Origin of the sequence: Pseudarthrobacter siccitolerans, assembly GCF_030823375.1 — a bacterium.
Taxonomy (GTDB): Bacteria; Actinomycetota; Actinomycetes; order Actinomycetales; family Micrococcaceae; genus Arthrobacter; species Arthrobacter siccitolerans_A.
This window is the reverse complement of the sequence record NZ_JAUSXB010000001.1, coordinates 3,878,218-3,893,195: the sequence shown is the minus strand read 5'-3', so window position 1 is coordinate 3,893,195 and position 14,978 is coordinate 3,878,218. Positions and strand designations below refer to the sequence as shown.

Annotated in this window: 13 protein-coding genes; 4 read left to right on the top strand and 9 right to left on the bottom strand. The window is 66.0% G+C overall.

The genetic code is table 11. The annotated features are described in order from the left end of the window. Positions 1–34: 34 nt before the first annotated feature. Entirely contained in the window at positions 35–316 is a 282-nt protein-coding gene (locus tag QFZ36_RS18145; RefSeq protein WP_306638427.1) for a TM2 domain-containing protein, read from the bottom strand. Between the two features lie 732 nt (positions 317–1,048). Here QFZ36_RS18145 and QFZ36_RS18140 point away from each other — a divergent pair. Continuing rightward, complete coding sequence (locus QFZ36_RS18140; RefSeq protein ID WP_306638426.1) at positions 1,049–1,648, top strand: hypothetical protein; 600 nt, start codon at positions 1,049–1,051, stop codon at positions 1,646–1,648. Positions 1,649–1,891: 243 nt separating this feature from the next. Here the strand turns inward: QFZ36_RS18140 and QFZ36_RS18135 are convergent, their stop codons facing one another. Then, positions 1,892–3,307, bottom strand: coding sequence for an amino acid permease (locus QFZ36_RS18135; protein ID WP_306638425.1), 1,416 nt, complete (start codon positions 3,305–3,307; stop codon positions 1,892–1,894). A 55-nt stretch (positions 3,308–3,362) separates the two neighbouring features. After that, the gene (hisC, locus tag QFZ36_RS18130; protein WP_306638424.1) at positions 3,363–4,460 is read right to left on the bottom strand and encodes a histidinol-phosphate transaminase; all 1,098 of its coding nucleotides are present in this window, start codon (positions 4,458–4,460) and stop codon (positions 3,363–3,365) included. A 93-nt stretch (positions 4,461–4,553) separates the two neighbouring features. Here hisC and QFZ36_RS18125 point away from each other — a divergent pair, with 93 nt between their 5' ends. Beyond that, positions 4,554–5,057: an Lrp/AsnC family transcriptional regulator gene (locus QFZ36_RS18125; protein WP_306638423.1), complete on the top strand. Its 504-nt coding sequence runs from the start codon at positions 4,554–4,556 to the stop codon at positions 5,055–5,057. Between the two features lie 120 nt (positions 5,058–5,177). Beyond that, on the top strand, positions 5,178–6,836 hold the full coding sequence (locus QFZ36_RS18120; RefSeq protein WP_306638422.1) for a thiamine pyrophosphate-binding protein: 1,659 nt from the start codon (positions 5,178–5,180) through the stop codon (positions 6,834–6,836). Between the two features lie 102 nt (positions 6,837–6,938). On the opposite strand, the gene QFZ36_RS18115 is transcribed toward QFZ36_RS18120, so the two are convergent. Beyond that, positions 6,939–7,187 (bottom strand): hypothetical protein, encoded by a 249-nt coding sequence (locus QFZ36_RS18115; protein WP_306638420.1) that lies wholly within the window; start codon positions 7,185–7,187, stop codon positions 6,939–6,941. 346 nt (positions 7,188–7,533) lie between these two features. On the opposite strand from QFZ36_RS18115, the gene QFZ36_RS18110 reads away from it, so the two are divergent. Next, a complete protein-coding gene (locus QFZ36_RS18110; RefSeq protein ID WP_306638419.1) occupies positions 7,534–7,851 on the top strand; it encodes a hypothetical protein in 318 nt (105 codons plus the stop codon). A gap of 47 nt (positions 7,852–7,898) precedes the next feature. Here the strand turns inward: QFZ36_RS18110 and QFZ36_RS18105 are convergent, their stop codons facing one another. The 5 genes from QFZ36_RS18105 to QFZ36_RS18085 all read right to left on the bottom strand — a co-directional run bounded on the left by QFZ36_RS18105 (position 7,899) and on the right by QFZ36_RS18085 (position 14,749). Then, positions 7,899–8,921 (bottom strand): N5-glutamine methyltransferase family protein, encoded by a 1,023-nt coding sequence (locus QFZ36_RS18105; protein WP_306638418.1) that lies wholly within the window; start codon positions 8,919–8,921, stop codon positions 7,899–7,901. A gap of 301 nt (positions 8,922–9,222) precedes the next feature. Beyond that, on the bottom strand, positions 9,223–11,658 hold the full coding sequence (gene ppsA / locus QFZ36_RS18100) for a phosphoenolpyruvate synthase (protein ID WP_306638416.1): 2,436 nt from the start codon (positions 11,656–11,658) through the stop codon (positions 9,223–9,225). A 145-nt stretch (positions 11,659–11,803) separates the two neighbouring features. Next, on the bottom strand, positions 11,804–12,622 hold the full coding sequence (locus QFZ36_RS18095; protein ID WP_306638415.1) for a pyruvate, water dikinase regulatory protein: 819 nt from the start codon (positions 12,620–12,622) through the stop codon (positions 11,804–11,806). 69 nt (positions 12,623–12,691) lie between these two features. Continuing rightward, positions 12,692–13,387, bottom strand: coding sequence for an SCO4225 family membrane protein (locus QFZ36_RS18090; protein WP_306638414.1), 696 nt, complete (start codon positions 13,385–13,387; stop codon positions 12,692–12,694). Between the two features lie 138 nt (positions 13,388–13,525). After that, positions 13,526–14,749: a virginiamycin B lyase family protein gene (locus QFZ36_RS18085; protein WP_306638413.1), complete on the bottom strand. Its 1,224-nt coding sequence runs from the start codon at positions 14,747–14,749 to the stop codon at positions 13,526–13,528. Positions 14,750–14,978: the final 229 nt, after the last annotated feature.

The following is a 14,978-nucleotide window of genomic DNA, read 5'->3' as shown; positions in this document are numbered from 1 at the left end:
TAATGGTCGCTGGTTGCGGGGGCTGTCGAATCGATTATTCGCGGAGCGGAATACCGTTGGCGTCCCGCTGGAAATAGCTTGCGCCGGCGAGGATCATGATTCCCTCGATGAGACCCCAGAGGCCAACAAGCCCGAACGTGAAGATTCCCAGAAGAACTGTGAGGATAATCTGGATGACGCCGATCGTCGTATAGCCCAGGTAGAAACGGTGGATGCCCAGCCCTCCGAGGAAGATTCCCAGGAGCCCGGCAGCGAGCTTGGATTTCGGCTGAGGGTAACCGTACGCCGGGTTCGGCATCGGAGGTTGCTGCGACATCTGCGGATACTGCCCGGGGAAGTGCTGCTGGGCCGCCGGCGCTTGGTACTGCGGGGGCGCGGGCGGGTAGTTCTGATATTGCGGAGCCGCAGGAGGCTGTTGCTGGTACTGGGCAGCAGGGGCTGGAAAGCTTAGTGGCTGGGGAGGCATTGGCAGCTGTGGCGGATCGAATGACTGCAAATGGGACGCCTCCGGCGCCGCAATCTGAGCCGTGGAATTCCAGGCAGGCTGATTTGAATCATGAGCGGCGGACTGTTCCGATCCGAGGGCGTGGGGTTCGGGCTGCTCCGCAGGCTGTTCGGCGTTGGACTGGGTCATGGTGATGGCGCCTTTCGATGGTGTGATCGTGCAGCTCAGGGCTCCGGGCGGCAAATCACTGTCGAACGACGGCATCCCCCAAGAAATTCTGTGCCGTTATTAGTGTGCCGGAGAAGCTACAGATTTAGCGCGTATTACCTCCATCCATTTAGTGCGTCAGCATCCCGACGGCTGCAAAACAGAGACTCTACGCCGGACACAGTCCGTAAATAGGACCCCAACCCTGCCGCAGAACGCACTCATATGTCGCTCCTTCGACACAATCGCGGCCGCTGGGTCAAATTGTCATACGTAATCCCTACATTTTGAATACACTGAGGTTGCCGTTGGGGGGAACGTGCATTCACGAGTCTCTTCGCCTGAAAATGGGTCCACAGCGGCAGCATCTTCGCTTCGCTTCAACTAAGGAAACTCATGAGCACTCCGTATTCCCCTCCTGTTGGCCAGGCACCTAGCCCTGACTACAACCAGCCCCTGAAAAGTAATGGATTTGGCACTGCCGCATTGGTGCTTGGCATCGTTGCCATCGTCTTCTCCATCATTCCTGTTGTCGGATTCATTGCGTTCATTCTTGGACCTCTGGCACTCATTTTTGGTGTCATCGGCGTTACCCGAAAGTTCACCAAGAAGGGGACTTCAATCACAGGCGCCATCCTGGGCGCGCTGTCTATTATCATCGCGATTATCGTGACGGTCGTGATTGCGGCTGCCGCAAACAGCGTCAGCGAAACGCTGAACAAGGAACACAAAATCGAATACGTGGTCACCTCCACGGGCAAGGCAAACGTGACCTACTGGAACGGTGATGGTTCGTCCAACGAAGAAATCACCGCAGACTGGAAGAAGGAAGTAACAGCTACCGGCCTGGGGCTCAGCACGCTCACCGTGACTGGTGATTTCGCTGCCGCAACCTCCGTAACCTGCGAGATTCTCGTTGACGGTGTGAGCACGTCAAAGAACAGTGGAAGCGGTACCGGAGCGATGGCTTCATGCTCGGGTAGCAGCACCAAGTAGAGCCAAAAACAGGTCTGCACTCCGTCTCATCGCGGAGTGCAGACCTCTTTAAAGACTTGGCTCGAAGCCAGCGAGAACCTCACCACCGCCGGACCCCTCCTACACACCTCAGGAGGGATGCGGCACCCGCCCAGGTGCCGCCGTCGTAATTCCTGACGGCGGCTACCGAGGAACAAGCTGCCATAGGAAGCGGGGCGCGCCCTCGTTCACGAGAACCCCGCGAAGGGGTTCATGGCCATTGATTCAGTCGACGAGCACCGGCGGCTTGGCCTGGTCGGAAGATTCAACAACAGCGGCCGAAACCCTCCCCGACCGGTGGTTCAGCCAGTTGGCTACTCCCAGTAGCGCCACGAGTCCGAACGTGCTCAGGAGCTGGGGTCGTGAATCCTCACCAATGAATCCCACGGTGAAGATCGCAACGAGGATCAGCAGACCAAGGCGTGTGAGCCACGGGAAACCGGGCATCCGCAGGGGAAGCTCTGTTTCCGCGCGGTCGGCACGGAGGCGCAGCGCGAGCTGGGCCAGCAGCGCGGACGTCCAAACCAGCAGGCAGGTCGAGCCCACGATGTTCAGCAGGACCGGAAGGACCTTCTCGGGGAAGGCCAACTCCAGCACTACCGTGACAACTCCAAACGCAACGCTGGCCAGAACGGCGACCACCGGCACCCGGTCCTTGGACAAGGACGCCAGCAGGCGCGGTGCTTCCCCGCGCTCGGCCAGGGAGAATGCCATCCGGGAAGCCCCGTAGAGGTTCGCGTTGAGCGCGGAGAGCAGTGCAGCGACGGCCACGAGGGTGATTGCGGTGGCCACGCCGGGCATGCCGGCGGCGTCCAGCACCGCGGCGAACGGGCTCTTCAGACCCGGCGAACCCACGGGAACCACCGCGGCGATGACGAAGATCGCGCCGATGTAGAACACCAGGATGCGCCACAGCACCGTCCGGACCGCCTTCGTCACGCTGCGGGCCGGCTCAGCCGTCTCAGCCGCAGCCACGGACACGATCTCGGTGCCACCGAACGCGAAGGCCACCACAAACAATGCCGTGGCAATCCCGGCAAACCCACTGGGCGCAAAGCCGGCTCCGGTGAAGTTGGAAAGGCCCGGCGACTGGACGCCCGGCAGCCAGCCGAACAGCAGCGCAAAGCCAACCAGCAGGAATCCGACGATGGCCGCCACCTTCAGCAGGGCAAACCAGAACTCGAACTCACCGAAGTTCTTCACGCTGGTCAGGTTCACGGCGGTGAGCACCACGATGAACACGAAGGCCATCAGCCACACCGGCAGGGCCGGGAAGATGGTAGCCAGCAGACCCGCAGCACCGAGCGCCTCGGCCGCGATCACGACGACGAGCTGCAGCCACCAGAGCCAGCCCACCGTGGCACCGGCCACCGGCCCGTAGGCCTTGGCGGTGTAGACGGAAAAGGCGCCGCTGTCAGGGTTGGCGGCCGCCATCTCGCCGAGCGCCCACATCACCAGAATGATGAGCGTGCCGGCCACGAGGTACGAGATCAGCACCGCCGGGCCGGCGGCCTGGATGCCCGCGCCGGAGCCGATGAACAGGCCCGCACCGATGGCGCTTCCCAGGCCCATCATGGTGAGCTGCCGGGGTTTGAGGGCCGCGCCGAGGGTGCGGGCAGACGTCTTTGTCTGTTGTTCCATGGGGATTCCTCTAGCTAGTAGGTGGAACGGAGTTGGGGGTTTTAGATAAGGCAGTTCAGGCTGCGTGGGCTTCGAGGATCCGGAGCACACGGTTGTTGGAGGCGGGATCGGCAACAGTGATCCGCACGCCGTCGCCCTGGTACGCCCGGACCATGATGCCGGCGCTGTCGAACGCGTCCACCAACCTGGCCCTGAGTTCGTCGTCGGCGCGGAGCCACAGGAAGTTGCCCTGGCTCGGCTGCAGCTTCCAGCCCTGCGCTTCCAGCTGCGCGGCCATCCTTGCGCGTTCCTGCCTGACGCCAGCCACGCGCGTTTCCATCTCCTCCCCCGCGTCCAGCGACGCGACGGCGGCCTTCTGGGCCAGCGCGCTCACGGCGAAGGGAAGAGCGGTGCGGCGCAACCCCTCGGCGATGGCCGAGGCCGCCACGGCGTAGCCCACGCGCAGGCCGGCGAGTCCGTAGGCCTTGGAGAAGGTGCGCAGGATGCAGACGTTCGGGTACCGGCGGTAGAGGGCGAGGGAATCGGGGCCGCTGCCGGCATCGGCATATTCCACGTAGGCCTCGTCGATCACCACCAGGACGCTGGACGGCACAGCCTGCAGGAAGGCCTCGACGTGTTCGTGGCTGATCGGCACACCGGTGGGATTGTTGGGCGTGCAGAGCAGGACCACCTTTGTGCGCTCGGTGACGGCGGCGGCCATGGCGTCGAGGTCGTGGCCCTCCAAGTGGTCCAGCGGAATGCGGACCGGCCGGGCGCCCGCCAGTTCCACCAGGATGGGGTACGCCTCGAAGGAGCGCCACGCGAAGACCACCTCATCCCCGGCGTCGCACAGTCCGGTGATGATCTGCTGGAGGACGCCCACGCTGCCGGGCCCCACCGCGATCTCCCCCGTGGTGACCCCGAGGTGGCTGGCGAGCCGTTCGCGGAGTTCGACGGCGGCCATGTCCGGGTAGCGGTTCATGGTGCCGGCCGCGGCGGCCACCGCAGCCGCGGCAGCAGGCAGGGGTTCGTAATGGCTTTCGTTGCTGGCAAGGGCGGCGATGTCCATGCCGGCGCTGCGCCGGCCGGGGACGTAGGACGGAAGTCCGCTCACAGCACCCCGGAGGGTGGGGGGCGTGGTGTCCGGTGCGGTCACAAGCTGATCACGGGTCATGAGGACTGATCATGATTGTGACCCGGCGCACATTGCAAGATACCCTCAACCCATTGGGACTTCTGCTCAACTTCTAATACTCGTGGTGAAAATATGACCATTCCAAACTCCCGCGCCCTGGATTCCCTCGACGGCAGGATCATCCTGGCCCTCGACAAGGACCCCGAAGCCAGCGCCCTGGCACTCTCCCGGACGCTCGGCGTCGCCCGCAACACCGTCCACGCCCGACTGGCACGGCTTGAGGGCAGCGGCGCCCTCCGCTCCTTCAGCCGCAGGCTGGACCCCGCCGCGCTCGGCTACGAACTCATGGCCTTCCTCTCGCTGTCCATCAGCCAGACGCGGACCGGCGCGGTGGAAGACGGGCTCGCGGCCATCCCGGAGGTCATCGAAGTGCACGCCACCACCGGCGACGCGGACCTCATGGCCAAGGTGGTGGCCCGCGGCACGGCCGACCTCTACCGCATCACCAACCAGATCCTGGAAATCGACGGGATCCAGCGGACCAGCACGGCCATCTCCGTGCTGGAACTCATGCCGCCGCGCTACGACGGACTCCTGAGCCGGTTGTCCGAGCAGGAGTCCCGCGCCTCCGAGTAAAGCGGGGTGACCCAGGCCACAAGTGGGCATATTTTCACTTGGCTACCGCTTCTGCTGCCAATTCTCCCAACCCAAATCCACGCTATTGCCTATGCGCAATCCTCGGCGCACGATTCCTGCATGACTTCACTTACCGTTTCCGGCCGCGTGGCACAGGTTCTCAGCAGCTACCTCAGCGACGTCTTCGGCGTCATGGGCAACGGCAACGTCTACTTCCTGGACGCCGCCGAAAAGCTGGGCCTGCGCTTCTCCCCCGTCCGGCATGAAGGCGCCGCCATCGCTGCGGCCGACGCCTACTACCGCACGTCGCGCCGGCTCGCCGCGGGCACCACCACCTACGGTCCCGGCTACACCAACGCCCTCACCGCCCTCGCCGAGTCCGTCCAGGCGCAGATACCCGTCGTGCTTGTCACCGGGGACGCCCCGAGCAGCGGCGCCCGACCGCAGGACGTGGACCAGGCGGCCATCGCCGCAAGCCTGGGCGCGGCCACCTTCACCGTCACCCGCGATGCTGCGGGCTCCATCACCCGGCAGGCGGTGGAGTACGCACTCACCCGCCGCACCGCCGTCGTGATTGCCATCCCCTACGACCTGGCAGCACTCGAGGCTGAGGACGAGGAGCTTCCGGCGCCCTTGGCCCCCAAGGTGACGGACGACGGCGGCACAGACCTTGGGCAGGTGGCCCGCCTTCTCGCCGGGGCCAGGCGGCCGCTGATCCTCGCGGGCCGCGGCGCGCACCTCGCCGGCGCCGGCCCGGAGCTGCGCGAACTCGCCGACCGGCTCGGCGCACTGACCGCCGGAACCGCCCTGGCGCTCAACCTCCTCAACGGCGAGGGGTACCTGGGCGTGGCCGGCGGTTTCGGCACCGACACCGCGGCAGGGCTCATGGGCGAGGCCGACGTGGTCCTGGTAGCGGGGGCCAGCCTGAGCCCTTTCACCATGCGGTTCGGGCACCTGCTCGGCCCGGACAGCACCGTCATCCAGATCGATACCGCCCTGCAACCCACAAACCCGCGGGTAGACCTGTTCATCAGCGCCGATGTGAAGTCCGCTGCGACGCGCCTGCTTCAGCTGCTGGACGGCGAGGCTGCGGCGGACGCGTGGCGCGCGGAAGCCCGCAGGCGCCTGGCCGAAGGGCCGGCCCACCACCCGGGCTCCGACGAGACCGCGGACGGCCGGCTGGACCCGCGCGCCCTTGCCACGGCACTCGACGCCGTGCTACCGGAGCGCCGTACGGTGGTGCAGGACGGCGGGCACTTTCTCGGTTGGGCACCCATGTACTGGGACATCCCGCGGCCGCAGGACCTCGTCATGGTGGGGACCGCGTTCCAGGCCATCGGGCTTGGCTTGGCCAGTGCCGTCGGGGCAGCCCGCGCGGTGGAGGACGGCCGCACCCTGGTGCTGGCGTCGGGCGACGGCGGTTTCCTGATGGGCCTGTCCGACCTCGAATCACTCCTAGGCGCGGCGAAGAGCGCCATCGTGGTGATCTACAACGATGCCGCCTACGGGGCCGAAATCCACCAGTACGGCTCCCAGGGCCTGACCGAAAAGCCGATGTTGATCCCCGAAGTGGACTTCAGCGGCATCGCCCGAGCGCTCGGTGCCGAGTCCGCGGTCATCCGTTCCCTGACGGACCTTTCCGCGCTCACGGACTGGATCGACGCCGGCGCCAAGGGCACCTTCGTGGCCGACTGCCGGATCACATCCAGCGTCCGGGCCCCTTGGATGAGCGAGTGGATGAACGCCAAGCAGGCGGCGACGACTGCGGTGGCGGGGTAGCTCCACGGGCACGAAAAAGGAGGCCGATGACGACACCCAGTGTCGCCGTCGGCCTCCTTTTATGCCCGCGCGGTGGTGCTATCCCCCGCTGGGCGCTGGACCCTAGGCCGCCGTTGGAAGCGTTACGTAGCTGCCCTCGATGACGCTGGCGGCAACAACGGGACCGCCGTCTACTGTGACATAGCTGCCACGGGTGACGGGAGGCAGGTTACGGGCGCCAGCGACGGTGACATAGCTGCCCTCGACGCCGGCCGGGACGCTGCCGGCGGGGAGAGTCACGTAGCTGCCGCCGCGCACGGCGGCGTCGGCGGCGGATGAGGATGTTGCGGGGCGTTCGGTCAGCAAAGTCATGGGTTCTCCGTGGGATTTCGGGATGAGGGCCATACAGGTTCTTGTGCCGCTCAAGCAGGAGGGCGGTTGCGCATGTGGCGCTTGCCCCGCTGGCCCGGGTATGTTCACCGGTGCGGTACTCAAGGGCTACGGCGGCCTGTACCCAACTTTACAGGGTTATCATGAGCTGCTCAAAATAAGGTGGGAAGGGTCACCTTTACGCTTGCCACCTACGGCTGACTACGTCATCCCCTGCCCCGGCTCCAGCATCACATAGCGCTAAGCCAGGGCAGTTCTGCCCTGTTCGCCGCCCGACGCCGGGACTAGGCTGATCCGGACCAACGTCCACCGCCGTCGAGGAGCCGTCATGGCCGGGTTTGTGCAGATCATCGAATTCAAGACCTCCCGCATCAAGGAGATCGAAGAACTGGGCCGTCCTTCAAGAACCGGGGGGAGCACTCCGGCCACGTTCCGCCGCATTATTGCCACGGCGGACAGGGACCATCCCGGGACCTATTTCACCATCGTCCACTTCGAATCCTTCGACTCGGCAATGGAGAATTCCGGCCGGCCGGAAACGTCGGAGTTCGCTGCCAAGATGGCGGAACTGTGCGATGGACCGGTGATCTTCCACAATCTGGATGTCATGTGGGAGGACACCGGAGACGGCGCGGACAACGGCTAGGAGCAGGACCACTGCCTGCTGCGCGTCCTACACCTCAGTGCCCTGGACTACCGGGGAACAAGCCGCCACAGGGACGTGACCTCGGCCGCGCGCGCAGCGAACAGAGGATCGCCGCGGTCCGATGCCTTCGGATGCGTTGGCCTGGTGTCGAGCCGTTCCACCACCTTCAGCCCGGCCGCCTTGATGGCGGTCAGCAGATCCTCACGCGACCGCAGGCCAAGGTGCTCGGCCAGGTCGGAGAGAACAAGCCAGCCCTCACCACCGGGTTCCAAATGGTCGGGGAGTTCGTTCAGGAAGCGGAACAGCATCCTGCTCCCGGGGTCGTAGACGGCGCTGTCCAGGCTGGAATGCGGCGTGGCCGGAATCCAGGGCGGGTTGCACACGACCAGCGGTGCCCGTCCGAGCGGGAACATGTCGGTCAGGACGGCCTCAGCACGGTCCTGGACACCGAGGTTCCGGAAATTCTCACCGGCACAGGCGATGGCACGCGGTTCATTGTCCGTCGCCACCACGCGGCGGACGCCGCGGCGCGCGAGGATGGCAGCGAGCACCCCGGTGCCGGTTCCGACGTCGAACGCCAGCGTGTCAGAGGGCAGCGGAGCGGCGGCCACAAGGTCCACATACTCGCTCCGGGTGGGGAAGAACGTTCCATAGTGCGGGTGGATGCGGCCGTGGAGGGCATCGACGTAGACGCCATTCCGCCGCCACTGGTGGGCGCCAATTGCCCCGACAAGCTCATGCAGGGACACGATGGAAGATTCGCCGATATCACCGTACGCTTCCGCGGCGGCCTCCCTGATATCCGGTGCGCGGCGCAGCGGCACCACCGGGCCAGGATCAAGGGGAATCAGCAGCAGGCCGAGGATGCGTGCACGATGCGAGCGGGACTGGCGATAGCGATAGAACACATCGGCCGGAGTTCCTGGGGTCTTTTTCTTGCCGGCGCCTACCCGCCGGTCCAGGGCGCTGAGGATCTGCCGCCCGTTGTGGAAGTCACCGTGCCAGAGCATCGCGATCCCCTGGGACGCCATCCGGTACGCATCATCGGCCGTGAGGGAGTCGGAGACCACTTCGACGCGCTTCGGCGCCGGTCTGCCGTTCGCCGAACGCCATCGCGCGGTCAGGCTCTCACCAGCCTCGGCCCAGGCCACGAGGGCGGGCTCCGCCGCAGCTGCGCGCGGGGGCTTGGGGTCCGACGTCGGGATTCCCCCGGGAGCTGGCGTCTCGGTACTGATAAGGAATCCATTCCAAGAGTCCGGGGGCCAGCCGGAGAGTGACTACTTTGAACCTACTTTGTCAGGATACAGGGGTGGCGTAGGCGCGTGCCGCCGTCGGGATTCCCAACGGCGGCACGGCAACCCATCCAAGGGCTTAGCGGACCCCGGCACCCGCCACGAACGCGTCCTCGGCCTCAGCCACGGCTGAAGCGCGCGCCGCGACGTCCGCGAGACGGAGCCAGGTGTCCACCACGGTGTCCGGGTTCAGGGAGACGGAGTCGATGCCCTGATCCACCAGCCACTCGGCGAGGTCCGGGTGGTCGCTGGGGCCCTGGCCGCAGATGCCCACGTATTTGCCGCGTTCCCGGCAGGCCCGGATGGCCATGCTGAGGAGCTTCTTGACGGCAGGATCGCGCTCATCGAAGCCTGCGGACACAATCGCTGAATCCCGGTCCAGGCCCAGGGCCAGCTGGGTCATGTCGTTGGAGCCGATCGAGAAGCCGTCAAAGTGGTCCAGGAACTCGTCGGCGAGGAGCGCGTTGGAGGGAAGCTCACACATCATGATCACTTCCAGGCCGTTCTCGCCGCGGCGCAGCCCGTTCTCGGCGAGCAGCTCAATGACGCCGCGGGCCTCCTCGAGGGTCCGCACGAACGGGATCATGAGCTTGACGTTGGTCAGGCCCATCTCGTTGCGGACGAAGGACAGGGCCTCGCACTCAAGGTCGAAGCAGTCGCGGAAGGACGGTTCCAGGTAGCGTGAGGCGCCGCGGAAGCCGAGCATCGGGTTCTCTTCGTGCGGCTCGTAGGCCGGCCCGCCCAGGAGGTTGGCGTACTCGTTGGACTTGAAGTCGGACATGCGCACAATCACCGGCTCCGGCGCGAACGCGGCGGCGATGGTGGACACCCCTTCGGCCAGGCGCTTGATGTAATAGTCCCGCGGGCCACTGTACGCCGCGATCCGCTCCCGGATCTGCGCGGCCACATCCTCCGGCTCGCTGTCCAGGTTCAGCAGCGCCTTGGGGTGGATGCCGATCTGGCGGTTGATGATGAACTCGAGCCGGGCCAGCCCCACGCCGTGGTTGGGCAGCTGGGCGAAGGTGAACGCCTGTTCCGGGGTGCCCACATTCATCATCACCTTGACGGGGGCGTCGGGCATCTTGGTGATCCCGGTTTCCTCCACGGTGAAGTCCAGCAGGCCTTCGTAGATGACGCCGGTCTCGCCGTCGGCGCAGGAAACGGTGACCTCCTGCCCGTCGGACAGTGCCTCCGTGGCGGAGCCGGTTCCGACGACGGCGGGGATCCCCAGTTCCCGGGCGATGATGGCCGCGTGGCAGGTCCGTCCGCCGCGGTTGGTCACGATTGCGGAGGCGCGCTTCATAATCGGTTCCCAGTCAGGGTCGGTCATGTCAGCCACCAGGACGTCGCCGGTCTGGAACGCGGCCATCTGGTCGATGGCGGTGAGGATGCGGACGCTGCCGGCACCGATGCGCTGGCCGATTGCGCGGCCCTCGGCCAGGACCGGGCCGGTTTCGTTGAGGCGGAACCGGCTCTGGCTGCCGGGGGCGCGGCGGGACTGCACCGTTTCCGGGCGTGCCTGCAGGATGTACAGGCCGCCGTCGATCCCGTCCTTGCCCCATTCGATGTCCATGGGACGGCCGTAGTGGTTCTCGATGGCCACGGCGTGCCGGGCGAGCTGCTCGACGTCGTCGTCGCTGAGGCTGAAGCGGTTCCGCAGGGACGCCTCCACGGGGACAAAGTCGATGGTGCGGCCGATCTCCTGGCTGCTCGTGTATGTCATCTGCAGGGCCTTCTCGCCCAGTCCCCGCTTGAGGATGGCGGGACGGCCAGCCTGCAGCGCCGGCTTGTACACATAGAACTCATCCGGGTTTACGGCGCCCTGGACAACGGCCTCGCCGAGGCCGTAGGAGGAGGTGACGAACACGGCGTCCTGGAAGCCCGATTCGGTGTCCATGGTGAACATGACGCCGGAGGCCCCGACGTCGGAGCGCACCATCCGCTGCACGCCCGCCGAGAGGGCCACGTCCGCGTGCTCGAACTTGTGGTGCACCCGGTACGCGATGGCCCGGTCGTTGTAGAGCGACGCGAACACGTCCTTGATGGCGGCCAGGATGTTCTCGATCCCGCGGACGTTCAGGAAGGTCTCCTGCTGCCCGGCGAAGGACGCGTCCGGGAGGTCTTCCGCCGTCGCACTGGACCGCACAGCCCAAGACAGGTCATCGGAGCCGCCGTGCTTCTCCACCAGTTCCCGGTACGAGTTTCGGAGCTGTTCCTCGAAGTCCGGCAGGAAGGGCGTCTGGCGGATCAGGGTCCGGATTTCCTGCCCGGCGGCAGCCAGGGCCGTCACGTCGTCGGTGTCCAGGCCCACCAGCCGGTCAACGATCCGCTGGTCCAGCCCGGAATCGGACAGGAAGCGGCGGTAGGCATCCGCAGTGGTGGCGAAACCGTCCGGCACCTGAACCCCTGCAGAAGTGAGGTTCTGCACCATCTCGCCGAGGGAGGCGTTCTTGCCGCCCACCCGGTCCAGGTCATTGAGTCCGAGTTCCGAGAACCACAGGATGTCTGTTGCCATAGTTACTGCTCCTTCGCAGAGGGTGAAGTGCCAAGGCCCTGCTCACGGCGGTGGCCGGTGGAGGGCACAAATCCCCTCCACAGTGGCAGGCCTGAGCGAGACGCGCCACCTGATGTGCGCCAGCTCACTTATTGAAACGTTTTCCCTAATGCTTGAGGTTCATTCTCTGCAGGATGGTGGCCGCCATCTCCTCCACGGACACGCTGGCCGAGTTGAGGTACGGAATCCCGTGGGATTCGTAGAGCCGCTCCGCGCTGCGCAGCTCGAACCCGCACTGGCGCAGCGAGGCGTAGGGTGAGCCGCGGCGCCGTTCGGTGCGGACCTGGCTCAGGCGCAGCGGGTTGGTGGTCAGGCCGAAACATTTCGACACGAACGGCTTCAGCGACCTGGGCAGCCCTTCCCGTTCAAAGTCCTCCTCCACCAGCGGGAAGTTCGCGGCGAAGATCCCGTGCTGCAGCGCCAGGTACATGGTGGTGGGCGTCTTCCCGCAGCGGGACGGGGCCACCAGGATGACCTGGGCCTTTTCCAGCGCCCGCAGGCTCTGGCCGTCGTCGTGCTCCATGGCATACTCGACGGCGGCCATCCGGGACTGGTAGCGCGCGGCGTTTCCCAGGCCGTGCGCCCGCCCGGGTTCCCCGCTGGCATGGCTGCCCAGCGCCTGCTCCAGCTGCCCCACATATGTCCCGATGAGGTCCACGATGATCCCCTGGCATGCCGACAGCGTCTGGCGGATTTCGCTGCTGACCGCCGTCGAAAAGACGAGCGGCGTGGGGCCGGTGGCGGCAACGCCGTCGATGATCCCGACGACGGACCGCGCCTGGTCAACGGTGGTGATGAACGGGATGGTGATGCGGTCGAAATTGTTCCCGGGAAACTGCGTCAGCAACGTGTTGCCCAGGGTTTCCGCCGTGATGCCGGTGCTGTCCGAAAGAAAATAGACGGGCCGTAGAGCGTCAGTGGTCATGGATTGACCTTATCGGGCAGTTGCCGCCGCAGAGCGCCAGGAGCACTCAAACTCCTGCAGCCGCCGCCCCTACCCGTGGGTGACTGCAGCGCCCAGCAGTGCGAAGAATGTCCCGGCTGCCAGGGCAATGAGGGCACGTTGCCGGGTGGGATACAGCCAGCGCACTGCGAACACGGCCACTGCCAGGATCACGCCGTTGACCACGCTTAGGATGACGGCGACCCATTCGGTCCCGGTGGCCACCCCGAAACCTCCGCCGCTGCAACCGCTGATCCCGCACCAGGCAAAACCCGCCACCAGCCATTGCGGAAGACTCAGCAGCACTGCCAGCGGCACGGTCCACCACAGCTTTCTGACGTCCGGGGTTACCCCGCGCAGCCTCACGGCTGGTTGCAGGGGCGGGGTGCCGGGCACGCCGGTGGGAACGGGCGCACGCTTCCGTGCGCTGCGGACAACCCAGCGGAAGACACCCGCGTTGACCACCGCAAGGAGGAGGTATCCGCAAAAGTAGAGGACCGTGGCCAGGCCCGGTCCACCCCCGAACCCAAAAGCCCCGATGACGAAATATGCAGCCGAAACGGGCAGCGTCAGAAACACCATGGCGTGCAGCAGGCCGTCCTTGAACCTCGCATCCAGGCCCGTATCCACGGTTCCGGCCAGAAGCGATGTGACAACAACGGCAAACGTCACAGACAAATAGGCCACGACGGCGATTCTGGCCCAGCGCGGCTGGGCCGATTCGTTCGGCTGGGATCTTCCACCCACAACGCTCCCCCTTTGACGTCGTTCCAGCCCATCCTTCGCGAGGCAACCAACAAGACATCGGCATACCCACAAACAGCCGGCACTTTGATAACCGCAGGCTAACAGCCGACGGCGTGCGGCGGCCGCTGTGCGCGAGCCCTACTCCAAAGTCCAGGCCACCGGGCCGTTCGCCCCGGTGGCCTTTCCGCGGCGCCGAAGCAGCACAACGAGGAAAGCAGCGCTGGCGAGAAACAAAGCGCCCGCCCCGACGGCGACGGCCGGAAGGGCCACGTCAAAGGAACCTTTGGCGATGACGGCACCGTCTGACCCGCCGCCGTCGGCTGCTGCTGCAGGCTCTTCCCCACCCGTGGCGGGCGCCGCAACAGGGCCAGCCGATCCGCCGTCGAGCACTGTCAGGGACTTGCCGCGCCTGTTCACCACCACCACGGAACCGTCGCCACGCTCAACCAGGCGGCCGGGATCGTCGCCGGTGGCAATGGTTTCCCTGGCAGCCGCCGCCCCCGCCGGAATGACGGACACGGTATCGTCCAGGCTGTTGGTCACGTACACGGTTCCGTCAGCGGCGGCCAGCACCTCCTGCGGCGCCTCACCCACGGGAATCCGCCGCGCCACCGTGGTCCCGCCTGGTTCGATCACAGCGACATCGTTCGTGAGGATGTTGGCCACGTAGACGGTCCCGTCCGGCGCTGCCGCAATCCCGTGCGGATTGGCTTTCGCGCCCACGTCAATGGTGTGCGACGGCGACGGCGCACCTGCCGGGATCACGGTGACGGTGCCCGCAAGCTGGTTGGTGGCATACGCCGTCCCGTCCCTTGCCACGGCCAACTTAACCGGATACCGCCCGGCCTGGATGGTCCGGCTAACCCATGCTTCCCCCGGCTTCACCACGGACACCGAGTTCTCGTCCGGATTCACCACGTACAGCGACCCCTCCGGCCCAACAGTCAGCCAATGCGTGCCGCGAGACACCTTCATCACCAGGGAGACCTCGTTTGCGCCCGGGGCCACCACGCCGATTTCGGACTGCGCGTCACTGCTCTGCGCCACGTACAGCGTCCCATCCGGCGTCACGGCCAGCGACGTGGGAAAGTGCCCGGTCCTGATGGTGCGCGACGGCGCGGTCTCCCCTGGCCTGTAGGCGCTGACGCCGCCGGCCCAGCCATAGTCGCTGACGTACAGCGTGCCGTCCGGCCCGGACGCAACGGCCAACGGCTGGCCGACGACGGCAATCACCCTTGGGTCGGCTGCGGAGGCCGGAACAGCTGCGACGGCGGTGGCCAGCAAGAGCACGGCGCCGGCCAGCAGCGCCCTTCGGGCAGCCATGAGCGGCATGGCAAACGGGCGTGAAGGCTTAAGTGTCATGAAGTTCCCCCAGAATGCTGCCGACCCCCTCGGCTGTTCTCCGATCCTAACCGAACGAATGACCAGCTTCTCACCAACGTCCGTCCCTGGGGCAGCGACCCCCTGACGTATCGCCCGACGGCGGGGTGAACGCCGGCCGTCGGGCTGGTCCCTTGCCGGGTCAAACCCTTGCGAACAGGCCTATAGTCAAGGGGACGGCACGTGCCCCAGGTGCAGATGGCTGTACTCG